At 69.3% G+C, this 22,514-nt stretch carries 22 protein-coding genes and 1 tRNA gene; 11 read left to right on the top strand and 12 right to left on the bottom strand.

The features are described 5' to 3' along the window. Positions 1–35: 35 nt before the first annotated feature. From GLX30_RS17730 to GLX30_RS17715, 4 genes are read left to right on the top strand one after another with little or no spacing between them, the layout of a single operon-like run. On the top strand, positions 36–209 hold the full coding sequence (locus GLX30_RS17730) for a hypothetical protein (protein WP_159689746.1): 174 nt from the start codon (positions 36–38) through the stop codon (positions 207–209). Next, positions 206–844, top strand: a complete 639-nt coding sequence (locus GLX30_RS17725) for an aminodeoxychorismate/anthranilate synthase component II (RefSeq protein WP_159689740.1) — start codon at positions 206–208, stop codon at positions 842–844. Before GLX30_RS17730 ends, GLX30_RS17725 begins: the two co-directional genes overlap by 4 nt. Before the next feature lie 5 nt (positions 845–849). Next, complete coding sequence (locus tag GLX30_RS35290) at positions 850–2,130, top strand: class E sortase (RefSeq protein ID WP_244258468.1); 1,281 nt, start codon at positions 850–852, stop codon at positions 2,128–2,130. Between the two features lie 27 nt (positions 2,131–2,157). After that, positions 2,158–2,835: a class E sortase gene (locus GLX30_RS17715; RefSeq protein ID WP_159689736.1), complete on the top strand. Its 678-nt coding sequence runs from the start codon at positions 2,158–2,160 to the stop codon at positions 2,833–2,835. A gap of 83 nt (positions 2,836–2,918) precedes the next feature. On the opposite strand, the gene pknB is transcribed toward GLX30_RS17715, so the two are convergent. The 6 genes from pknB to GLX30_RS17685 all read right to left on the bottom strand — a co-directional run bounded on the left by pknB (position 2,919) and on the right by GLX30_RS17685 (position 11,031). Beyond that, the gene (gene pknB, locus GLX30_RS17710; protein ID WP_159689732.1) at positions 2,919–4,946 is read right to left on the bottom strand and encodes a Stk1 family PASTA domain-containing Ser/Thr kinase; all 2,028 of its coding nucleotides are present in this window, start codon (positions 4,944–4,946) and stop codon (positions 2,919–2,921) included. A 169-nt stretch (positions 4,947–5,115) separates the two neighbouring features. Then, the gene (locus tag GLX30_RS17705) at positions 5,116–6,576 is read right to left on the bottom strand and encodes a penicillin-binding transpeptidase domain-containing protein (RefSeq protein WP_159689730.1); all 1,461 of its coding nucleotides are present in this window, start codon (positions 6,574–6,576) and stop codon (positions 5,116–5,118) included. Further along, positions 6,573–8,000: an FtsW/RodA/SpoVE family cell cycle protein gene (locus GLX30_RS17700; RefSeq protein ID WP_159689727.1), complete on the bottom strand. Its 1,428-nt coding sequence runs from the start codon at positions 7,998–8,000 to the stop codon at positions 6,573–6,575. The genes GLX30_RS17705 and GLX30_RS17700 overlap by 4 nt, the downstream gene beginning before the upstream one ends. 24 nt (positions 8,001–8,024) lie before the next feature. Further along, the gene (locus GLX30_RS17695; protein ID WP_159689724.1) at positions 8,025–9,518 is read right to left on the bottom strand and encodes a Stp1/IreP family PP2C-type Ser/Thr phosphatase; all 1,494 of its coding nucleotides are present in this window, start codon (positions 9,516–9,518) and stop codon (positions 8,025–8,027) included. 141 nt (positions 9,519–9,659) lie between these two features. Then, complete coding sequence (locus tag GLX30_RS17690; protein WP_005314841.1) at positions 9,660–10,172, bottom strand: FHA domain-containing protein; 513 nt, start codon at positions 10,170–10,172, stop codon at positions 9,660–9,662. Between the two features lie 10 nt (positions 10,173–10,182). Continuing rightward, positions 10,183–11,031 carry a DUF3662 and FHA domain-containing protein gene (locus GLX30_RS17685; protein ID WP_159689722.1) on the bottom strand — a complete coding sequence of 283 codons (849 nt, stop codon included), beginning with the start codon at positions 11,029–11,031 and terminating at the stop codon, positions 10,183–10,185. A gap of 336 nt (positions 11,032–11,367) precedes the next feature. On the opposite strand from GLX30_RS17685, the gene GLX30_RS17680 reads away from it, so the two are divergent. The 4 genes from GLX30_RS17680 to GLX30_RS17665 all read left to right on the top strand — a co-directional run bounded on the left by GLX30_RS17680 (position 11,368) and on the right by GLX30_RS17665 (position 14,550). Beyond that, positions 11,368–11,451: transfer RNA gene (locus tag GLX30_RS17680), tRNA-Leu, on the top strand. 272 nt (positions 11,452–11,723) lie between these two features. Beyond that, complete coding sequence (locus GLX30_RS17675) at positions 11,724–13,226, top strand: DUF2252 domain-containing protein (RefSeq protein WP_167306836.1); 1,503 nt, start codon at positions 11,724–11,726, stop codon at positions 13,224–13,226. 33 nt (positions 13,227–13,259) lie between these two features. Next, entirely contained in the window at positions 13,260–14,117 is an 858-nt protein-coding gene (locus GLX30_RS17670; RefSeq protein WP_159689719.1) for a hypothetical protein, read from the top strand. A gap of 88 nt (positions 14,118–14,205) precedes the next feature. Further along, positions 14,206–14,550 carry a rhodanese-like domain-containing protein gene (locus GLX30_RS17665; protein WP_159689716.1) on the top strand — a complete coding sequence of 115 codons (345 nt, stop codon included), beginning with the start codon at positions 14,206–14,208 and terminating at the stop codon, positions 14,548–14,550. Positions 14,551–14,594: 44 nt separating this feature from the next. Here the strand turns inward: GLX30_RS17665 and GLX30_RS17660 are convergent, their stop codons facing one another. From GLX30_RS17660 to paaA, 6 genes are all read right to left on the bottom strand, one after another. Further along, positions 14,595–15,737, bottom strand: coding sequence for an acyl-CoA dehydrogenase family protein (locus tag GLX30_RS17660; RefSeq protein WP_159689713.1), 1,143 nt, complete (start codon positions 15,735–15,737; stop codon positions 14,595–14,597). 176 nt (positions 15,738–15,913) lie between these two features. Continuing rightward, positions 15,914–16,969, bottom strand: coding sequence for a 2Fe-2S iron-sulfur cluster-binding protein (locus GLX30_RS17655; RefSeq protein ID WP_159689710.1), 1,056 nt, complete (start codon positions 16,967–16,969; stop codon positions 15,914–15,916). After that, positions 16,970–17,488, bottom strand: coding sequence for a 1,2-phenylacetyl-CoA epoxidase subunit PaaD (gene paaD, locus GLX30_RS17650; RefSeq protein ID WP_159689707.1), 519 nt, complete (start codon positions 17,486–17,488; stop codon positions 16,970–16,972). Continuing rightward, positions 17,482–18,222, bottom strand: coding sequence for a 1,2-phenylacetyl-CoA epoxidase subunit PaaC (gene paaC, locus GLX30_RS17645; protein ID WP_159695097.1), 741 nt, complete (start codon positions 18,220–18,222; stop codon positions 17,482–17,484). Before paaC ends, paaD begins: the two co-directional genes overlap by 7 nt. Positions 18,223–18,254: 32 nt before the next feature. Next, positions 18,255–18,545 (bottom strand): 1,2-phenylacetyl-CoA epoxidase subunit PaaB, encoded by a 291-nt coding sequence (paaB, locus tag GLX30_RS17640; RefSeq protein ID WP_159689704.1) that lies wholly within the window; start codon positions 18,543–18,545, stop codon positions 18,255–18,257. Continuing rightward, positions 18,542–19,510 carry a 1,2-phenylacetyl-CoA epoxidase subunit PaaA gene (gene paaA / locus GLX30_RS17635; RefSeq protein WP_159689701.1) on the bottom strand — a complete coding sequence of 323 codons (969 nt, stop codon included), beginning with the start codon at positions 19,508–19,510 and terminating at the stop codon, positions 18,542–18,544. The genes paaB and paaA overlap by 4 nt, the downstream gene beginning before the upstream one ends. 114 nt (positions 19,511–19,624) lie before the next feature. Here paaA and GLX30_RS17630 point away from each other — a divergent pair, with 114 nt between their 5' ends. Genes GLX30_RS17630 through GLX30_RS17620 form a run of 3 tightly spaced genes read left to right on the top strand, consistent with a single transcriptional unit; the run spans position 19,625 to position 22,400 of the window. Next, on the top strand, positions 19,625–20,569 hold the full coding sequence (locus GLX30_RS17630) for a DUF5819 family protein (RefSeq protein ID WP_244258199.1): 945 nt from the start codon (positions 19,625–19,627) through the stop codon (positions 20,567–20,569). Then, positions 20,566–21,744 (top strand): HTTM domain-containing protein, encoded by a 1,179-nt coding sequence (locus tag GLX30_RS17625; RefSeq protein ID WP_244258198.1) that lies wholly within the window; start codon positions 20,566–20,568, stop codon positions 21,742–21,744. Before GLX30_RS17630 ends, GLX30_RS17625 begins: the two co-directional genes overlap by 4 nt. Further along, positions 21,741–22,400: a TrmH family RNA methyltransferase gene (locus tag GLX30_RS17620; protein WP_159689695.1), complete on the top strand. Its 660-nt coding sequence runs from the start codon at positions 21,741–21,743 to the stop codon at positions 22,398–22,400. The genes GLX30_RS17625 and GLX30_RS17620 overlap by 4 nt, the downstream gene beginning before the upstream one ends. The last annotated feature ends 114 nt before the right edge of the window (positions 22,401–22,514 follow it).

Below are 22,514 nucleotides of genomic sequence, written 5' to 3'. Positions count from 1 at the left end.
TTAGTCTGGTGCCGTACCGAACGGAAAGGGACGGCATGTACGGCTGGATCTGGCGGCATCTGCCGGGCAACGCGTGGGTGCGGGCGGCTCTCTCGCTCGTGCTCGTCCTGGCGGTCGTCTACGTGCTGTTCCAGTACGTCTTCCCGTGGGCCGAACCGTTGCTCCCGTTCGGCGACGTGACGGTCGACGGAGAGGGAGCAGCCCGGTGAGCGCACGCATTCTCGTCGTCGACAACTACGACAGCTTCGTCTTCAACCTCGTCCAGTACCTGTACCAGCTCGGCGCGGAGTGCGAGGTCGTGCGCAACGACGAGGTCGCCCTGGAGCACGCGCAGGACGGCTTCGACGGGGTGCTGCTGTCACCCGGTCCCGGCGCTCCCGAAGAGGCCGGCGTGTGCATCGACATGGTGCGTCACTGCGCGACCACCGGCGTGCCCGTGTTCGGCGTGTGCCTGGGCATGCAGTCGATGGCCGTCGCGTACGGCGGGGTGGTGGACCGGGCTCCCGAGCTGCTGCACGGCAAGACCTCCCCGGTCACCCACGAGGGCACGGGCGTCTTCTCGGGCCTGCCGTCGCCCTTCATCGCGACCCGCTACCACTCGCTGGCGGCGGAGCCGGCACGGTTCCCGGCCGAGCTGGAAGTGACGGCCCGTACGGCGGACGGCATCATCATGGGGCTGCGCCACCGTGAACTGCCGGTCGAGGGCGTGCAGTTCCACCCCGAGTCGGTTCTCACCGAGCACGGCCATCGGATGCTCGCCAACTGGCTGGAGCAGTGCGGCGACACCGGCGCGGTCGGGCGTTCGGCGGGACTCGCACCGGTGGTGGGCAAGGCTCTGGCGTGAGCGCCGTGCGCCCCGGGCACGAGCACGAATACGAGTACGAGGGCCGGTACGGGTACGGCCCCGAGGGGCAGAGTGAGCCCGCGTACGACCCGTTGACGGATCCCTTCCCTCCCGACGAGCAGGGCTCGCCGTGGTTCCGGGCGACGAACATCCCGCCGACGGAGGACAGCCCGGTACCGGACTTCGGCACCACCGACATGGCGGCGCCCGCCGGGCCACTGCGTCAGGAGCCGGAGCCGCAGGAGTGGTCGGCGCTCCAACAGCCCCTGAACGCCCCGGAGGAGCCACGGCACGACTGGTACGCGGCCGGGGCGCCGGCGGACCCTGTCGCGGGCTCCTTGCCCGCACAGGCGCCCGCGCCGGGGCAGGAGCAACGGCGAACTCCCGTCTCGGACCCGATCCTTGTGCCCGACGACGAGACGGTGGCCCTGCGCACGTCCGACACCCGCCGTGCGGCGGAGACGCCACCGGGTCCGGGGCGGGCAGAGCGTCGCCGCGCCGCCAAGAGCCGCGGTCGCAGACGCGCCTCCGCCGTCCCGGCCGCGGCACCGGTGGCCGGGGCGGCGGGGAAGCCGCTCTCCCGTGTCGAGGCCCGGCGTGCGGCGCGTGCCGCGAAGGACAGTCCGGCGGTCATCGCCAGCCGTGCCATCGGTGAACTGTTCATCACCTTCGGCGTGTTGATGCTGCTGTTCGTCACCTACCAGCTGTGGTGGACGAACGTGCTCGCCGGACAGCAGGCCGACAAGGCGGCGAACAAGATCCAGGACGACTGGGCGAAGGGCCGCAAGCCCGACGCGTTCGAGCCCGGTCAGGGCTTCGCCATCATGTACATCCCCAAGCTGGACGTCGTCGTGCCGATCGCGGAGGGCATCGACAAGCAGAGCGTGCTCGACCGGGGCATGGTCGGCCACTACGGCGAGGGAAAGCTCAAGACGGCGATGCCCGAGGACAAGCAGGGCAACTTCGCGGTCGCGGGCCACCGCAACACCCACGGCGAACCGTTCCGGTACATCAACCGCCTCGAGCGCGGAGATCCGATCGTCGTCGAGACACAGGACACGTACTACACGTACGAGATGGCGAGCATCCTTCCGCAGACCTCGCCGTCGAACGTGAGCGTGATCGGTCCCGTGCCGGAGCAGTCCGGGTTCAAGGAGCCCGGCCGTTACATCACCTTGACGACCTGCACCCCCGAATTCACAAGTACATATCGAATGATCGTGTGGGGCAAGATGGTCGAGGAACGGCCGCGCAGCAAGGGCAAACCCGACGCGCTCGTCGGCTGAGACACCTCAAGACAGGGAACAGGTGCAGTGGCACGTGCACGAGGCCGGATCGCCGGCGCCATCAGTGTCTTCGGAGAGCTGCTGATCACCGCGGGTGTGGTGCTGGGGCTCTTCGTCGTCTACTCGCTGTGGTGGACCAACGTTCTGGCCGACCGTGAGTCGTCCAGGCAGGGCGACCGGATCCGCGACGACTGGGCGAACAGCGGCCCCGGCGCGCTGGACACCAAGGACGGCATCGGCTTCCTCCACGTACCGGCGATGGGCGACGACGAGGTTCTGGTGAAGAAGGGCACGAACACCAAGGAGCTCAACAACGGCATCGCCGGCTACTACACAGAGCCGATAAGGTCGGCCCTCCCCTGGGACGACAAGGGCAACTTCGCGCTGGCCGCGCACAGGGACGGGCACGGAGCCAAGTTCCACAACATCCACAAGATCAAGAACGGTGATCCGGTGGTCTTCGAGACCAAGGACACCTGGTACGTCTACAAGGTCTACAAGACGCTGCCGAAGACGTCGAAGTACAACGTGGAGGTGCTTCAGCCGGTCCCGAAGGAGTCCGGGAAGTCGAAGCCGGGCCGGTACATCACGCTGACGACGTGCACGCCGATCTACACCTCGGACTACCGGTACATCGTCTGGGGCGAGCTGGAGCGCACGGAGAAGGTCGATGCGAAGCGCACACCGCCGGCGGAGCTGCGCTAGCTTCCCACCGTCCCGGACACGGGTGAGCCCCGGCACCTTCAAAGGTGCCGGGGCTCACTGCTTGCCGTTCGCGGAGGCGGGGATCAGTCGTCGCCGCCGATTCCGCCGAAGAAGCCACCGCCGCCGTTGCCGCCGTTGCCGCCGCCGTTGTTGCCACCGTCACCGCCGATCGTCGTCAGGACGATCGGGGTGGTGGCCGGGTCGGCGGGAGTGCCGGGGGCAGGGTTGGAGCCGGTGACGATCGCGTTGTCGTCCCCCGGACTGCCAGGAGCGACCTGGACGTTGGTGAATCCGGCCTGGGCGAGGATCTGCTTCGCCTCACCGACCCGCTTGCCGAGGATCTGGGCCGGGACCGGGACCTGGGTCTGGGCCGGGCCCTTGGAGACCTGGAGTGTGACCTTGCTGCCCTTGGCGACCTTGCCGGGCTGCGGGTCCTGCGCGACGACCTGGTTCGCCGGCTTGTCCGAGTCGACGTCGACCCTGACGACCTCGAACCCGAGCAGCTCGAGCTGGTTCTTCGCCGGTTCGAACTGCTGGTCGACGACGTTGGGGAGGTCCCGCTTGGCCTGCTTGGCGACGGTCAGCGTCACTGTCGCGCCGGTCTCGGCCATGGAGCGGCCTTCGGGAGTCTGCTCGAGGACCGTGCCGGGGTCCTCGTCCGCGGACTCGACCTCCTTGGTCTCGACCTCGAACTTCTCGCCCTCGAGGATCTCGGTCGCGGATTCGACGTCCTTGTCGACGACGTCCGGGACCTTGACCTTCGGCGCGCCCTCCGAGACCACGACCTGGATCGTGTCGCCCTCGTTCATCTTGGCCGGGGGCTCCGGGTCCTGGGAGCAGATGCTGCCCTTCGGCTGGTCGCACCGCGCGGTGCTGGCCTGGGCAACCTCCACCTTGGAGTTCTCGGCCGCTCTCTGGGCGTCGCTCATCGTGAGGCCGACCAGCCGCGGCACGTCCACCTCGCCGCCGCCGGCCGTGCTGCCGAAGAGGGACTTGCCGATCAGCACCGCGCCGACGAGCACCAGGATGCCCGCGAGCACCAGCAGGATCGTCGAGGTGTTGGACTTCTTCTGGCGTCGGCGGCCCGGACGGTCGTCGTAGGAGCCGAAGCCACCGTCGTCCGGGTTCATGGGCGGCAGCATCGACGTCTGGCCGGCCGGGTCGGCCTGGCGCAGCGCCGTGGTCTGCTGGTCGTCCCCGTAACCACCGCCGTAGCCGACCGCTCCCATCGCGGCCGTGGCCGCGACCGGCTGGCCGTCGAGGCACGCCTCGATGTCCGCGCGCATCTCGTCCGCGGACTGGTAGCGGTAGTCCGGGTCCTTGACGAGCGCCTTCAACACGATCGCGTCCATCTCGGGCGTGATCTCGGGGTCGAAGTTGCTCGGCGGCTGCGGTTCTTCCCGCACGTGCTGATAGGCCACCGCCACCGGGGAGTCGCCCACGAAGGGGGGACGCACGGTGAGGAGCTCGTAGAGCAGGCAGCCGGTGGAGTAGAGGTCCGAGCGGGCGTCGACCTGCTCGCCCTTGGCCTGCTCCGGGGAGAGGTACTGGGCGGTGCCGATGACGGCGGCCGTCTGCGTCATGGTCATACCGGAGTCGCCCATGGCCCGGGCGATGCCGAAGTCCATGACCTTGACCTGACCGGTGCGCGTCAGCATGACGTTCGCCGGCTTGATGTCGCGGTGGACGATCCCGGCGCGGTGCGAGTACTCCAGCGCCTGGAGGATGCCCACGGTCATCTCGAGCGTGCGCTCGGGCAGCAGCTTGCGGCCGGAGTGCAGCAGCTCACGCAGCGTGGAGCCGTCGACGTACTCCATGACGATGTACGGGATCGAGACCCCGGCCCCGCCGGGTGCGCCGTCGTACACCATGTCCTCGCCGGTGTCGTAGACAGCGACGATCGCGGGGTGGTTGAGCGAGGCGGCGGACTGGGCCTCACGGCGGAACCGGGCCTGGAAGGACGGGTCGCGGGCGAGGTCGGCCCGCAGCGTCTTCACGGCGACAGTGCGGCCGAGCCGGGTGTCGTGGGCGAGGTAGACCTCGGCCATGCCACCACGGCCGAGCACCGAGCCCAGTTCATACCGGCCGCCGAGGCGACGCGGCTCTTCCATAACTGTTCCAGCCCTCTCCGTCAGTCCCGACCGCACCCGTGTGTGGTCCTCCGGTGTGCTGTTTCGCGCAAAGGCTACCGGGCACGCCGTACTTGATCCGCCCGCAATCGGCAGCTGATACCCGACCGGTATCGCAATGTGCAGGTATGGAGGCCGGGAGTGATCCTCGTCACTGCCTGTCGCCCAGCACCGCCTGCATCACGGCCTTGGCGATCGGGGCGGCGAGGCCGCCACCCGAGATGTCGTCACGGCGGGCGTTGCTGTCCTCGACGACGACCGCGACGGCGACCGGCGAGCCGTTGTCCGTCTTGGCGTACGAGATGAACCAGGCGTACGGGTTCTTGCTGTTGTTCTCACCGTGCTGCGCCGTACCGGTCTTACCGCCGACCTTCACGCCGTCGATGGCCGCGTTGCCGCCGGTGCCGTTCTCGACGACGTTCTCCATCATCTGCTGGAGAAGCTGGGCGTTCTCCGCGGAGATCGGCCGGCTCATCTCCTCAGGGTCGTTCTGCTGGATGACGTCCAGGTCGGGGGAGACCAGCTTGTCGACCATGTACGGCTTCATCAGCCTGCCGTCGTTCGCGATCGCCGCGGTGACCATGGCCATCTGGAGCGGGGTGGCGGCGGTGTTGAACTGGCCGATGGAGGACTGCGCGTTGCCGTCGCGGCTCATCGTCTTGTCGTAGACGGAGGCGGCGGCACGGATCGGAGTGTCGATCTCCGTGTTGTTGAAGCCGAACTTCTCCGCCATCTCGACCATCTTGTCGCGGCCCACGTCATCGCCCAGCTTGGCGAAGACGGAGTTGCAGGAGACCTCCATGGCCCTGTTCAGGGTGGCGTCCTCGCAACCACTGGCGTGGTTGACCATCGGGGTGCTGGTGCCGGGGAGGATGTACGGCTCGGGCGTGTCCGTGGGCGCGTTGATGTCCTTGACCGCACCGTATTCCAGTCCGGCGGCGGCCGTGAGCACCTTGAACGTGGAGCCCGGCGGGTACGTCTCGCGCAGCGCCCGGTTGAGCATCGGCTTGTCGGGGTCGTTGGTCAGCGCTGTCCACGCCTTCCCGTCCTTCTCCAGACGGCCGGCGAAGGAGGAGGGATCGTACGACGGGGTGGAGGCGAGGGCGAGGATCTTGCCCGTCTTCGGGTCGATCGCCGCGACGGCGCCCTTCTTGTCGCCGAGTCCCTTGTAGGCCGCTTCCTGAGCCTTGCCGCTGAGGGTGGTGACGGCGTTGCCGCCCTTCTTCTTGTCGCCGGTGAACATCGCCATCGTGCGGTCGAAGAAGAGCTGGTCCGAATTGCCGCTGAGGATGCCGTCCTCGAGCTTCTCGAGCTGATTGGCACCGAAGACCTGCGAGGCGTATCCGGTCACGGGTGCCCACATGGGCCCGTTGGTGTAGGTCCGCTTGTACTTGTAGTAGTTGTCGTCCGTCTCGACGGAGCCGGTGATCGACTTGCCGTCGACGATGATGTTGCCGCGTTCGTGCGCGTAGCGCTCGATCTCGACGCGCTTGTTGTACTTGTTCGCGTTGAGCTCGTCGGCCCGGACGTACTGGAGCCAGTTGTCCCGGATCATCAGGGCGAGGACCAGGATTCCGCAGAAGATCGCGATCCGGCGCAGAGGCTTGTTCACGGTCGGACCACCTGGGTCATCTCGGCGTCAGGGGACGGTGCGGGGGAAGGCGCGGGGCGGCGCGCGGTGTCGCTGATACGGATCAGGATTCCGATCAGCGCCCAGTTGGCGATGACGGACGAACCACCGGCCGCGAGGAACGGCATCGTCATACCGGTCAGCGGGATGAGGCCCATCACACCGCCGGCGACCACGAAGACCTGAAGCGCGAACGCGCCGGAGAGGCCGATCGCGAAAAGCTTTCCGAACGGATCGCGTGCGGCGAGGGCGGTGCGGACACCGCGCTCGATGATGAGTCCGTACAGCAGCAGGAACGCCATCACGCCCGCCAGGCCGAGCTCCTCGCCGACGGTGGCGAAGATGAAGTCGGAGTTGGCGGCGAAGGCGATCAGGTCGGAGTTGCCCTGGCCCCAGCCGGTACCCAGCGTTCCGCCGGCGCCGAAAGACATCAGCACCTGGGTCATCTGGTCGCAGGCGTTCAGCATGTTGGAGCCTTCAGGGGCCGTCTCGAGGCACCCGAACGGGTCGAGCCACGCCGCCACACGGGACTGGACATGGCTGGCGAACGAGGAGACGACGACGGCTCCGCCCGCGGACATCAGCAGACCCATGACGATCCAGCTGGTCCGCTCGGTGGCGACGTACAGCATGATCACGAACATGCCGAAGAACAGCAGGGAGGTGCCGAGGTCGTTCTCGAAGACCAGGATGAGCAGGCTCATCGCCCAGATCGTGAGGATCGGCCCGAGGTCACGACCGCGCGGCAGGTAGAGCCCCATGAACCGCCGGCTGGCGAGGGCGAGCGCGTCACGCTTCACCATCAGGTAGCCGGAGAAGAACACCGCGATCACGATCTTCGCGAACTCACCGGGCTGGATGGAGAAGCCGCCCACCCGGATCCAGATCTTGGCACCGAAGACGTCCGCGCCGAGCCCCGGCACGAGCGGAAGCAACAGCAGGACGATGGAGACCGCCATCGAGATGTACGTGAAGCGCTGGAGGACCCGGTGGTCCTTCATGACCAGCAGCACACCGACGAACAGCGCGATGCCGAGTGCCGAGTACATCAGCTGGTTGGTGGCCTGCGGGGCGAAGTCGCTGCGCGCGAGCAGCCGGGGAGACTGGTCCAGCCGCCAGATGAGCACCAGGCCGAGGCCGTTCAGCAGTGTGGCCAGCGGCAGCATCAGCGGATCGGCGTACCTCGCGAACCGGCGCACCACGAGGTGGGCCACGCCTGCGAGCAGGCCCAGGCCGAGGCCGTAACCGAGGACGCCCGCCGGCAGCTCGCCGTCGAGGGCGAGGCCGACGTTGATGTAGGCGAACACCGGGATGGCGACGGCGAAACCGAGCAGCATCAGCTCGGTGTTCCGCCGGCTCGGTGCGTCGATCGCGCCGATCGTGGTCGTGTTGGTGACAACGCTCATGGTGGAGAAGGCCCCTACGGACGATTACTGCTTGCCGCAGTTCGAGGCCAGCTTCTGCTCCTCCTCCGAGAGGGTGGGACCCGGGGAGGGAGAGGCTGCGGTCGGCTTGGTCTTTGCGCCCTGGGTGGTGGGCGTCCCGGCAGTGCCGCCGGCCTCGCCCTCGCCCGGAGGCGGGGTGCTCGCGCGATCGGCCGCCTCGCGGCGCTCCTCGTTCTTCTTGCAGGCGCCTGCCTGCCTGGCGAGCTCGTCGATCTTCGTGCGGGCCGTGACGAGGCTGTCCTCGGTGATCGTCGCTTCGACCTGCTTGCGCTGGTAGGGCGGTAGGTACTTGAGTTCGATCTCGGGGTGGTCCTTCTCGACCTCCGAGAGCGACAGCCAGGCGAGGTCCTGGCTGATGCCGCGGTACAGGGCCACGTGCTCGCCCTTGGTGCCCACGTAGTACTGGGTCTGGGTCCAGCGGTAGCCGCCGTACAGACCGCCGCCGACGACCGCCAGGGCGAGAACGGTGTACAGCGAGCGCTTCAGCCACTTGCGGCCGCCGCGCTTGACGAAGTCGTCGTCCGTGTAGGCGCCGAAGCTGCCCTCTGGGGGCATGCCGCCGTAGCCGCCGTCGCCGGATCCGGGCGGGCCGAAGCTTCCGCCCGGGGCCTCCGGTGCCGAGGGGCGTCCCAGACCGGCGGCGCGGCCGGCCGGGGTCTGCATGGCGCCGCCGTCGTTCAGCTGGTGCTGGTTCTCGGCGACCGCGCCGACGACGACGGGGGTGTCGCTGAGACGGCCGGCCAGGGTGTCGCCCGAGTCGGTGTCGAGGACGTCGGCGACGATGCAGGTGATGTTGTCGGGACCGCCGCCGCGCAGGGCGAGCTGGATCAGGTCCTGCACTGTCTCCTGCGGGCCCTGGTAGCTGGCGAGCGTCTCCTCCATCGTCTGGTGGGAGACCACGCCGGACAGCCCGTCGGAGCAGATCAGATAGCGGTCGCCGGCGCGGACCTCGCGAATGGAGAGGTCGGGCTCCACGTGGTCGCCGCTGCCGAGCGCCCGCATCAGCAGAGAGCGCTGCGGGTGGGTGGTGGCTTCCTCTTCGGTGATCCGGCCCTCGTCCACGAGCCGCTGCACCCAGGTGTGGTCTTGTGTGATCTGCGTCAGCACCCCGTCGCGCAGCAGGTACGCGCGGGAGTCGCCGACATGGACGAGGCCGAGCCGCTGGCCGGTCCACAGCAGGGCGGTGAGCGTGGTGCCCATGCCCTCGAGCTGCGGGTCCTCCTCGACCATCATCCGGAGCTGGTCGTTGGCACGCTGAACGGCGGTGCCCAGCGAGGTGAGGATGTCGGAGCCGGGCACGTCGTCGTCGAGGGTGACGAGCGTGGAGATGACCTCGGAGGAGGCGACCTCGCCGGCCGCCTGGCCACCCATGCCGTCGGCGATGGCCAGCAGACGGGGGCCGGCGTAACCGGAGTCCTCGTTGCCCTCGCGGATCATGCCTTTGTGCGATCCGGCGGCGAAACGCAGAGAAAGACTCATGCGCACCTCACCCGTCGGCTCGCCGGTCGACTGTCGCGCCAGCCGGTCTCGAGCCACACTGCCCACCCTCCGGTCGGGAGCCCGTGCCGGTCGCCGGTGGGGACCGCTGCGGCTCGCTCGCTCCGCTCGCTCATTGTCGTACTACTTCCGCAGCTCGATGACGGTCTTGCCGATGCGGATCGGCGCGCCCAGCGGAATCGGTGTCGGGGTGGTGAGTCGGGTCCGGTCGAGATATGTGCCGTTGGTGGACCCGAGATCCTCGACGATCCACTGGCCGTCACGGTCCGGGTAGATCCTGGCATGCCTGCTGGACGCGTAGTCGTCGTCCAGCACGATCGTGGAGTCGTGCGCCCGGCCCAGGGTGATGGTCTGGCCCTGGAGGGCGACGGTGGTGCCTGTGAGTGTGCCTTCGGACACGACCAGCTTGGTGGGTGCCCCCCGCCGCTGGCGGCCGCCGGCCTGTTGGCGCTGCTGCGGCGGCGCGGCGTTCTGGCGCGGCTGCTGCGGACGCGCGTCGGCGCCGCGGCGCGAACCGCGCTGCGTCACCCGCGTACCGAACAGATCGCTGCGAATGACCTGGACGGCCACGATGACGAACAGCCACAGAACGGCCAGGAAACCTAGCCGCATGACCGTCAGGGTCAGCTCTGACATTGCCCCCGCTTCACCCTTCGGCTTGCCGGTAAACGATGGTGGTGCTGCCCACGACGATCCGCGAGCCGTCGCGGAGCGTAGCGCGGGTGGTGTGCTGCCCGTCCACCACGATGCCGTTGGTGGACCCGAGATCCTGGATCGTCGAGGGCGTTCCGGTCCGGATCTCACAGTGCCGGCGCGATACGCCGGGGTCGTCGATCCGCACATCGGCGTCGGTGCTGCGACCCAGCACCAGCGTCGGGCGGGAGATCTGATGGCGTGTGCCGTTGATCTCGATCCAGCGTCGTACTTGTGTGTTCGGCATGGCGCCCGGGCCGGCTGCGCGCTGGCCCGCAGCGGGGCCGGGACGCGGACCCGCGGACATGCCGGGAGGTGGTGCGGCCGGCATCGGAGGAGCACCGGCCGGGGGATAACCGTAGCCGCCGGCGGGGCCGGCCACTGCCTGGGGACCCCCGCCGGGCCGGCCGCCGGGGGCCTGTGACGTACTCGACGCCAGTGTGCGGCTGCGTACCCGGTACAGACCCGTGTCGAGGTCGTCCGCCTTCTCCAGGTGGACCTTGATCGGGCCCATGAAGGTGTAGCGCTGCTGCTTGGCGTAGTCACGGACCAGGCCGGAGAGCTCGTCGCCGAGCTGGCCCGAGTACGGGCTCAGGCGCTCGAAGTCGGGCGTGCTGAGCTCGACGATGAAATCGTTGGGGACGACGGTCCGCTCGCGGTTCCAGATCGTCGCGTTGTTGTCGCACTCCCGCTGGAGGGCGCCCGCGATCTCGACAGGCTGGACCTCGGACTTGAACACCTTGGCGAAGGTGCCGTTGACCAGACCTTCGAGACGCTGCTCGAAACGCTTCAGGACTCCCATGGGGCACCTCCTCCGTTGCTGTCGTCCTGGTACTGCTTACTGATCGTATCCACGCGTCGGGAAATCGGCTGGTTCCCCTTGTCTGCCCCGTCGATGAGTGTCACCTCTCACACCGGATCGTAGAGGCGGCCTCCTGACAGTGTCCCGCACCCGCGGTGCATACAGGAGGAGTGGGGGGCGCCGCCGTTCGTTCCCGACCGCTCGCTTCGTTCCCTGTTCGTTCGCCGGGCCACCCAAACAAACGGATGTGAATCCACCCTGTGCAGCGTGCTAATCTTCTGCATGTCGCCAGGGGGTCGCACCGAACAGGTGAGGCACTCGAGCACAACACCCAATGCGCGGGTGGCGGAATAGGCAGACGCGCTGGATTCAGGTTCCAGTGCCCGAAAGGGCGTGGGGGTTCAACTCCCCCCTCGCGCACAGCGGAGAAGGGTCTCCACCGGACGAAAGTCCTGGTGGAGACCCTTTTCTCATGCCTCCGTACGGGCCGGGACGCGTACGTCGGTACGCCGGGGGCCCGGTGACGTTTCACGTGGAACGACCGCCGGCCGGCAACTGCTCCTGATCAGCTCCCCCCTGACCGCTCGGCGAGTACCGGGGGTTTTCCACAGGGGCAGACGGCCGTCGGGACACGGCGGTACCGTCAGGGCACTTGATGTTGATGGCGCACGTCGCCGGGGGAGGCCGCGGGCATGAGCGAAATCATGGCGACGGTGTCGGATCAGCGGTCGGAGTTCGGCGGGAAGAGCCAAGGCGGCGCAGCCTCCGCCGGTTCCGGCGGGGCGCCGAGTTCGCGTATCCCCGTGGTGCCGGGCTTCGCGCCCCGTAAGGCGTCGGACGGCGTGACATCTCCGAAGGACGCAGGAAAGGCGCTGCGTAAGAAAGTGCCACGGTCCTCGCACGGCCAGCTCCAGCCTCCTGCGGGGCGTCCCGACGCCGTGCAGGCGGTGGAGGAGTCGAGCCGCGGACGTGTGCCTGAGCTCACTCCGATACGGGTGGGGCGGATGGCGGCCTCCCCGTTCGCCTTCCTGCGGGGTGCGGCCGGCCTGATGGCCCACGACCTGGTGGGCACGCCCGTCACCGGCATCGGCGCACAGATATGTGGTGACGCCCACGCCGCGAACTTCGGCCTCTACGGCGACGCCCGCGGCCGGCTCGTGATGGACCTCAACGACTTCGACGAGACTGTCGTCGGCCCCTGGGAGTGGGACCTCAAGCGGCTCGCGGTGTCCCTGGTGCTGGCCGGCCGGGTGGGGGGCGGCAGCGAGGACTCCTGCCGTGCGGCGGCCTTCGACGCCGTGGGCGCCTATCGCCGAACCATGAGGTTGCTCTCCAAGCTGCCGGCCCTGGACGCGTGGAACGCCATCGCTGACGAAGAACTCGTCTCGCACACGGACGCGCGGGACCTCCTGGGCACGCTGGAGCGGGTCGCGGCAAAGGCCCGCAACAACACCAGTGCCCGCTTCGCGGCCAGGTCGACCGAGGTTGTAGGGGAGGGCGACGACGCCGGGGGGCGGCGCTTCGTGGACGCACCGCCGGTCCTGCGCCGTGTGTCGGACGAGGAAGCGGCAGCGGTCGCGGCCTCACTCGGTGAGTATCTGACCACCGTCGCGGAGGACCGTCGTCCGTTGCTCGCCCGCTACGCGATACACGACGTGGCCTTCCGCGTGGTGGGGACCGGCAGCGTGGGGACGCGCTCGTACGTGGTGCTCCTCCTCGACCACCGCGGCGATCCGCTGGTGCTGCAGGTGAAGGAAGCCCGTGCCTCGGCGCTCCTCCCTCACCTTGCGTCCGTCGGCTTCCCGGCGCCGGACCCGGAGCACGAAGGGCGCCGGGTGGTGCAGGGACAGAAGCGGATGCAGGTCGTCAGCGACAGCCTGCTGGGCTGGACGACGGTGGAGGGGCGCCCCTTTCAGGTGCGGCAGTTCAGGAACCGCAAGGGCAGCGTCGACCCCGCGGCTCTCACCCCCGACCAGCTCGACGACTACGGCCGGATGACAGGGGCGCTGCTCGCCCGTGCCCACGCCCACAGCGCGGATCCCCGGCTGCTCGCCGGGTACTGCGGCAGGAACGAGGAGCTCGACGAGGCGGTCGCCGCGTTCGCGGTGACGTACGCGGACCGTACGGAAGCGGACCACGCGGACCTGCTGACAGCCATCAAGAGCGGCCGGACAGCCGCTGAGCTGGGTGTGTGACAACGGGGTCGGCCACGCCCGTAGGCTGGAGCGGTGACTCAGGATGCCGCCGGGGGACCGACGACCCACAACGACGACGACCAGTCTGTGCAGCAGGCCGCACAGACTGCCGAGCAGGACCGGCCCGAGGCGCGGCTGGCGAAGGCAGTGGGGGCGGCAGAGCACGCGCTGATCGAGTTCGAGATCGCGGTGGAGACGTTCCGGGTGGAAGTGGAGAACTTCTCGCGGCTGCACCACCAGAAGCTCGGACCGATGTACGCGCGGCTGGACGAGCTGGACGCGCAGATCGCCGAAGCCAGGGCGGCGCGCAGCGGTGATCCGGAGGATCTGCGGAAGGCGCAGGAGGCGCGTGCCCTGGTGCTTCCGATGCCCGGCGTCGATGAGCTGTTCCACGACTGGATGGACTCCGAGGGCCTCTCCCCCGAGGCCGCGGCCATGCTCACCGATCAGCCCGTGCAGGCGCCGAAGCGGGTCCGGCCGAGCGAAGAGGCACGCAAGCTCTACCGCGAGCTGGCCCGCAAGGCGCATCCGGACCTGGCACAGGACGAGACGGAGCGGGCACGGCGCGACGAGTTCATCGCGCGCGTGAACGCCGCCTACGGTCTCGGTGACGCGGCGAAGCTGAAGGAGCTGGCGGAGGAATGGGCCGCCGGCCCCACGCCGGCCGCCCCCCGGCCCAGCGAGCGTGAAGAGCTCTACGCCCGGCTCGAGTGGCTGGCGCAGCGCAAGGAACTGCTGACCGTGGTCGCCCGGGAGCTGGAGGAGAGCGCGATCGGCGCGATGCTGCGGATGGCGCCCGACGACCCTGACCGGCTGCTGGAGGAGATCGCCGAGCAACTGCTGGCGCAGGTGGCCGAGCGTGAGGCCGAGCTGGCCGCGCTCGTGCAGTAGGTTTTCCGGAGCCCTCGGCAGTCGGGATCCCGCACCGGACCGCTGCGGAACGGGGCGGCCCCCACACGTAAGAGAGAAGGCATCACCCATGAACTTCGCCCCGTTGCCCTCCGTGGAAGCCGCGGCGGTACCGGACGACGCCTTGGTGCTGGACGTCCGGGAGACCGACGAGTGGGCTGCCGGGCATGTCGAAGGCGCGCTGCACGTGCCGATGAGCGACTTCGTGGCCCGGTTCGGGCAGGTGACGGAGGCGCTGGCCGACGGGCGCCGCGCCTTTGTGATGTGCCGGGTCGGCGGTCGCTCCGCGCAGGTCACGCAGTACCTGGTGCAGCAGGGCCTCGACGCGGTGAACGTCGACGGGGGCATGCTCGCCTGGGACGGGGCGGGACGCCCCATGGTCACCGAGAACGGCAGCCCCGCCTTCGTGCTCTGACCGACTGCGGCCCGGCGGACAGGCGGTCGGCCGCCGCCGGGCGTCTAGTCGAGCGGGTGGGCGGCGAGAAGGTCGCCCAGAGCCTCCTCGTGGGCGGCGGCGGGACCGAGTGAGAGCTCGAGCTGCTTCGCCCAGGCGTGGTAGCGGTGGAGCGGATAGTCGACGTCGGCGCCGAACCCGCCGTGCAGATGCTGAGCGGTCTGCACCACGCGCCGCACCCCTTCGGACGCCCAGATCTTGGCCACCGCGATGTCGCCCGCGGGAGGCAGTGCTCCTCCGGAGCCGGTGCCGATCCGCCAGGCGGCCTGCCAGAGGGTGGCCTCCATGGCGCGCAGGTCGATGTACCGGTCGGCGGCCTGTACGGCCACGGCCTGGAACGTGGCCACCGGAAAGCCGAACTGCTCACGCCTGCCGGTGTATTCGCCGGTCATGGCCAGCACCTGCTCACCGAGGCCGAGCGCCAGGGCGCAGGTGCCCGTGGTGAGAAGGCCGCGGAGAAACTCCCAGGCCTGCTTGTCGTGGATCAGACGGTGGTCGTCGATGCGCACACCGTCGAGGCGGACCTCCGCCAGGCGCTCGCCGTTGGTGGAGATCTGCTCGGCCAAGGTGAGACCGTCGTGGGTCCGGGGGACGAGGGCAAGTACCGTCTGGCCGCCGCTGGTGTGGGCGGGGACGGCGACATGGTCCGCGCAGTGTGCCCAGGGCACCGCAGTCTGCGCCCCGTCGAGGATCCAGCTGTTGGTCGACCCGGCCTCACGGTGTGCGGTGACGGCGAGCTCGGCGGCGTCGTGACCTGTGCGGCCGCCGGCTCCGGCTGTGAGGACCAGGCCGCCGCTTCCGACGCGGGAGAGCAGCTCTTCGCGGAGCTCGGCACTGCCGTGGCGCTCCACGGCCATGGCGACGGCGCTTGTCTCGAGCAGGGGCACGCGTGCCAGTACCTTGGCGGACTCGCGCAGGACCAGGCAGAGCGCGATGGGGTCGAGACCGGCGCCGTCGTGCTCCGGTGACAGCATCAGCCCCAGCAGGCCGGAGTCGGCAAGCCGGGCCCACAGACCACGGTCGAGCTCCTCTGCGACCGCGCCGGCGGTCATCGCGGGGCTCGGTACCGCGTCGGGCGCCACTGCCGAGAACACGGCCTTCGCCGCCTCTGCCGCTGCCAGGTGTTCCTCGGTGAAGGTGAAGTCCACTGCCCGATCCTTCCAACGACCCATATCTGACGGACCGTCAAGATAGGTCAGGCCGGACAGGAAGGGAATGAGTGCGGAGCCCGGGAGGACCCTGACGATGGACCTCCCGGGCGGGGCGTGGGCGCGTCCTTGCGCCGTGTCAGCCGTATGCCACCGGTGTCAGCGGTACGGGATTGTCAGCGGTCGAAGTCCAACTCCACCTTCGCGGTGGCGGGATGGGACTGGCAGGCCAGGACATAGCCCGCTTCTGTCTCCTCCGGCTCCAGCGCGAAGTTGCGGTCCATACGGACCTCGCCCGACACCAGGAACGCCCGGCATGTACCGCACACGCCTCCCTTGCAGGCGTACGGGGCGTCCGCCCTGCTGCGGAGCACCGTCTCCAGGAGGGACTCCCCTTCCTGCACCGGCCAGCTCCCCGACCGGCCGTCGAGCGTCGCGGTCAGGGAGGCGTGGGCAGGCGCGGCCATCGCGGCGCGAGTCGGCGCGGAGCCGTCGTCGACGTGGAAGATCTCCTGGTGGATGCGGCCGCGGTCCACCCCGAGCCCGCGCAGCGCCCGTTCGGCGGCGGTGACCAGCCCGAACGGTCCGCACAGGAACCAACCGTCCACCTCCGCGACCGGAAGCAGCGCGGGGAGGAGGCCGGTCAGCCGCTGCTGGTCGAGCCTGCCCGACGGCAGACCAGCCTGCTGCTCCTCGCGGGAGAGCACGGTGACCAGTTGGAAGCGGTCCGGGAAGCGGTCCTTCAGGTCCGCCACCTCTTCGAGGAACATGGTGGAAGCCGCGGTGCGGTCGCTGCGGATGAGGCAGAAGCGGGCCTCGGGTTCCGTCGCCAGCAGTGTGGCCGCCATCGACAGCACCGGCGTGATGCCACTGCCGCCCACCACGGCCGCGAAGTGGCCCGGCCGGGGCGGGAACAGGAACCGGCCTGCCGGACGCATGACGTCGACGACATCACCGACGGACAGTTCCTTGAGGGCATACGTCGAGAACTCGCCGCCGTCGACCAGCCGGATCCCGACGCGGAGCACGGGGGCGCCGCCGGCCGGAGCGGCCGGGGAGCAGATCGAGTACGTGCGGCGGATCTCCGCACCGTCCACGAGCCGACGCAGCGTGATGTGCTGGCCGGGGGTGTGCCGGAAGGCCTCGCGCAGTTCGAGCGGCACGTCGAAGGTGACAGCCACCGAGTCGTCCGTGAGCCGTTCGACCGCGCCGACCCGGAGCGGATGGAACATCTACAACTCCTTGAAGTGGTCGAAAGGTTCGCGACAGGTGACGCACCTGCGCAGGGCCTTGCAGGCCGTGGAGGAGAACCTGCTCAGCAGTTCCGTGTCGGTGGAGCCGCAGTGGGGGCAGCGCACCGAGAGCGTGAGCGGCACGGGACCGTCCGCCGCATGGGGACGAGGCGGCGCTATGCCGAACTCATCGAGCTTCCGGCGGCCTTCGGCGCTGATGTCGTCGGTCGACCAGGCCGGGGAGAGGACCTTGATCACCGAGACCTCCGCCATCCCGTGCTTGCGGAGAACCTGCTCTATGTCCGACGTCATCGCCTCGATGGCCGGACACCCTGTGTACGTCGGTGTCAGGTCGACCTCGACACTGGTGGGTCCGAGCAGGCGCACACCGCGGACGACACCCAGATCTTCAAGAGTGAGGACCGGCAGCTCCGGGTCGGGCACCGAACCCGCCAGCTTGCGCAGCTCCGCCTCCAGCGCCGTGTCGGCGCCGGCCTTCCCGGCTGTTCCCGTCACCATGACGCCCCCGGGTGGCTGCGGTGCAGGTGCTGCATCTCGGCGAGCATCCGCCCGAACGACTCGGTGTGGAGGCCCTGGCGCCCCGCTCCGGCCGACCAGGCGCCCGTGCGGGCTCCGGAGGGCACGGTGAGCGTGGCGCGCTCCAGTACGGCCGTGACGCGCTCGAGCCAGCGCGCTTCGAGGGCCATCAGATCCACCTCGAGGCCTTCCACCGGCTCGAACATCTCGCCTGTGAACCGCCAGAGCGCATCACAGGCGCGCTGCATCCGCTCATGGCTCTCCGCCGTACCGTCGCCGAGCCGCGCGATCCAGTGCTCGGCGTGGTCCTGGTGGTAGGCGACCTCCTTGACCGCTTTGGCGGCGAGCCCGGCGAAGGGGCCGTCTGTGGCCGCCAGCTGCCCGTAGAGGAGGTGCTGGTGGACGGAGAAGTAGAACTGACGGGCGATGGTGTGTGCGAAGTCGCCGTTCGGCTGCTCGACCAGCTGGAGATTGCGGAAGGAGCGCTCCTCGCGCAGGAACGCCAGCTCGTCCTCGTCGCCCACGAGGGACAGCAGTACGCGCGCCTGCCCCAACAGGTCGAGGGCGATGTTGGCGAGGGCGACCTCCTCCTCGAGGACCGGTGCGTGTCCGGCCCACTCCCCCAGCCGGTGGGAGAGCACCAGGGCGTCGTCGCCGAGCGCCAGCGCCGCAACGGCGGGCACCCCGGAAGCGGTGGGCTCCGTGCCCGAGGTCACCGTCGGGACCGGCTGCGCCGTGGGAGTCGCGCTCACAGGTGCTTCACCCCTTCCGGGATCTCGTAGAAGGTGGGGTGCCGGTACGGCTTGTCCGCGGACGGTTCGAAGAAGGGGTCCTTCTCGTCCGGTGAGGAGGCGGTGATCGAGGTGGAGGGCACCACCCAGATCGACACTCCCTCGCTTCGGCGGGTGTAGAGATCACGGGCGTTGCGCAGTGCCATTTCCGCGTCGGGCGCGTGCAGGCTTCCTGCGTGGGTGTGGGACAGCCCGCGGCGCGAGCGCACGAAGACCTCCCACAGCGGCCATTCGGTCGAGCTGCTCATGCCGTCGCCTCCACGGACTCGGTGTGCTGTGCTGCCTGGTGCTTCTCCGCGTAAGCGGCGGCGGCGTCCCTGACCCAGGCTCCCTCTTCGTGGGCTCGCCGGCGCTGGTTGATCCGCTGTTCGTTGCAGGGGCCGTTGCCCTTGAGGACGGCCTGGAACTCCGCCCAGTCGATGGCGCCGAAGTCGTGGTGTCCGCGCTCCTCGTTCCACCGCAGATCCGGGTCGGGGAGGGTGAGACCCAGGGACTCGGCCTGGGGGACGCAGATGTCCACGAAACGCTGGCGCAGTTCGTCGTTCGAGTGGCGCTTGATCTTCCAGGCCATGGACTGTGCCGAGTGTGCCGACGCGTCGTCCGGCGGGCCGAACATCATCAGTGACGGCCACCACCAGCGGTCCACCGCGTCTTGTGCCATCGCGTGCTGTTCGGGCGTCCCACGGGACAGGGTGAGCAGCAGCTCGTAACCCTGACGCTGGTGGAACGACTCCTCCTTGCAGATCCGCACCATGGCACGGGCGTAGGGCCCGTAGGAGCAGCGGCAGAGCGGCACCTGGTTGGTGATCGCCGCCCCGTCCACGAGCCACCCGATCGCGCCGACGTCGGCCCAGGTCACGGTGGGGTAGTTGAAGATCGAGGAGTACTTCTGGCGGCCGGTGTGGAGCTTGTCGAGCAGCTCGTCGCGGCTGGTGCCCAGCGTCTCGGCGGCGCTGTACAGATAGAGGCCGTGGCCGGCTTCGTCCTGAACCTTGGCCATCAGGATCGCCTTACGGCGCAGCGACGGCGCACGCGTGATCCAGTTCGCCTCGGGCTGCATGCCGATGATTTCCGAGTGCGCGTGCTGAGCCATCTGGCGGACCAGCGTCGCGCGGTACGCCTCCGGCATCCAGTCACGAGGCTCGATCCGCTCGTCCGCGGCCACGGCAGCGTCGAACGCCGCCTCGTACGCATCCGCAGTCACTGCCGTCATCCGGACTCCCCTACCGACCGATCGTTCGGTTCATCGGCTTCAATGGTCGGTCGACGGCCCGTAGGGTGTCAACCCTGTGGATAACCGAGGTGACCGACGGGGATCGGGGCGGGGATGGACTCTCACGAGGGCGAGGAAGGCAAGGGCGCCGGATTTCCGGGCGCCGAGCCCCCTCCGCTTCCCCCCGACCGACATCCGGAAGGTGGCCGTCCGGACGACCTCCGAGAGAGCTGGCCGATAGCCCGGCTCCAGCCTCCTCTTGGCATCTCCGCAGGCCAGGGGCGTGTTCCTGGCCCCGCAGGCCCTGTGGAACCTCCCGGTCCGCAGGGCATCGCAGACGCCTCCGTCGCCGTCCCGGCTCCCTCCGAGCAAGCTGCCCCCGGCGGAGGAATGGCCGGGCTGTCCCTCCCGTACCAGGTGGCGGCAGCGGTCTCGCTCGCGCTGATCGCGGCAGTCGCATGCACCCACCTGGCGATGGTCTTCCTCCACGTTGCCCCGTCCAACACCGTGACGAAGCAGCACGGAGAGGTGGTGGACACCTGGGTCTATCCCGAGTTCGAGCAGAACTGGAAACTCTTCGCGCCCAATCCGCTCCAGCAGAACATCGCCGTTCAGGTGCGGGCCCGGTACACGGCCGGCGACGGCAGCCGCCGCACGAGCGACTGGATCGACCTGTCCGCCGAGGACGGGGCGGAGATCCGCGGCAATCCTCTTCCCAGCCACCTCCACCAGAACCAGCTCCGCAGGGCCTGGGACTTCTACGTGGGCTCCCACGACACCGGTGACAGTCCCAGCGGTCTGCGCGGCCGGCTCTCGGAGAGCTACATCCGCCGCATCGTCATGCTGCGCCTCGAGCGGCACGACCTCGGTGGTCCCGTCGAGCGCATCCAGCTCCGCGCCTCGACGAGATCGATCGAGGCTCCCCGGTGGAGCGACGAGAAGGTCGACACCCGGCCCGTCCACCGCGAGCTGCCGTGGTGGACGGTCACCGCGGCCGATCTGCCCGCGGGCGTCGACAACAAGGACCGCGCCGGCGGCCGGACGGAGGCGGCGCGGTGAAGCCGGCCCAGGAGCGCTCGCTCGCCCGCGCCGTCCAGCGCGTCACCGCCACGGCCCTCGGCCCGTACCAGAGCGCCGTCGTCCGGATCGGGTTCGGTGCGACCTGGCTGCTGTTCCTGCTGTCCGAGTTCCCCAACAGACACGACCTCTACGGACCCGACGGTCCGTGGAGCTGGGAAATGGGCAAGGAGCTGATCGCGGACAACGACGCGTTCAGCGCGCTCCTGTGGTCCGACAGCACCATCTGGTTCGAATTTGTCTACGGCGTCGGAGTGCTGTCCAGCCTGCTGATGGTGCTCGGCTGGCGCACCCGCGCCGTGTCCGTGCTGTTCATGATCGGTGTGCTGTCCCTGCAGAACCGGTCCATCTTTGTGGGTGACGGCGGCGACAATGTCGTCCACCTCATGGCCGTCTACCTGGTGATGACGCGCTGCGCGCAGGTCTGGTCCCTGGACGCGCGGCGAGCGGCACGCCCCTCCGCGAAGGACCGGACGGGTCCGGTCCTGTGGTCCGTACTCGGCGCCATGCTCTTCGTGGGCACGCTCGTGGGCAGAGCCGGCGGGGACCCATGGATCACGGTCCTGTTCTGGGGCGTGTGGACGGCACAGGGCCTGTGGTGGGCCGTGAACCGCCACGCGCCGGACAGCGAGCCCCGCACCTTGCTGGACGTCCTGGCGAACCTCGTCCACAACGCCGCCCTCGCCGTGATCATGGCCGAGGTCTGCGTGATCTACGCGACCGCCGGCTGGTACAAGATCCAGGGCTCACGCTGGCAGGACGGCACCGCGCTGTACTACCCGCTCAAGCTCGACTACTTCGCTCCATGGCCGGCGCTCTCCGGGCTCCTCGCCTCCGGCGGCATGGTGGTCATGCTGCTCACCTACGGCACCGTCATCGTGCAGGTGGCCTTCCCCTTCACGCTGTTCAACCGGCGTGTCAAGAACGTGCTGTTGGTGATCATGATGCTCGAGCACGCCGGCATCGCGGTACTGCTGGGGCTGCCGTTCTTCTCGCTGGCGATGATCGCGGCGGACGCCGTGTTCCTGCCCACAGGCTTCCTGGTCGGACTGGGCGCCTTGGTGGTGCGCAGACGGGACCGGCTGCTGGCCGGCAGCGCCATTCCGTCCCAGCTGCGACGCAGGAGCGAGGAACAGCCCCGTACGCTCGTCGGGTGAGCACCACCGAAGAACCGCTGCAGTACGACGAGGGCTACGCCCCCGAGGTCGGCGTCGGCCCCCACCCGCTGCCCTGGCCGCAGGGCGAGCGTTACGACCCCGAGCTGCTGGCCGCGGGCGACCGACGCAACGTCGTGGACCGGTACCGCTACTGGACCCGCGAGGCGATCGTCGCCGACCTGGACACCCGCAGGCACGGGTTCCATGTGGCCGTGGAGAACTGGGGTCACGACTTCAACATCGGCTCCGTGGTGCGCACCGCCAACGCGTTCCTGGCCAGGGAGATCCACATCGTCGGACGCCGGCGCTGGAACAGGCGCGGCGCGATGGTCACCGACCGGTACCAGCATGTGCGGCACCATTCGGACACCGCCTCGCTGACCGAGTGGGCGGCCGCCGAGGACCTGCCGATCATCGGGATAGACAATCTGCCGGGAGCCGTGCCCATCGAGCGGACGGAGCTGCCGCGCCGATGTGTGCTTCTCTTCGGCCAGGAGGGCCCGGGGCTCACCGAGGAGGCCCGCAAGCACGCGTCCATCGTGTGCTCGATCGCGCAGTTCGGTTCGACGCGCTCCATCAACGCGGGTGCGGCGGCGGCCATCGCGATGCACGCGTGGGTGCAGCGGTACGCCGATGTACCGACTCCGCAGGAATGACCGTGGCTCCCCGTGAACTGGGGAGAAGAAACCCCTTAGGAGGGCGACCTGCCCGTCCGCCGAGGCCTGCGCGGCGGAGCGCGGCCCCGCCCGTGAGGGACTGCGGGGTGTGCC

The sequence above is a fragment of the Streptomyces sp. Tu 2975 genome, assembly GCF_009832925.1.
GTDB lineage: Bacteria > Actinomycetota > Actinomycetes > Streptomycetales > Streptomycetaceae > Streptomyces.
This window is presented reverse-complemented; position numbering and strand designations above follow the sequence as displayed.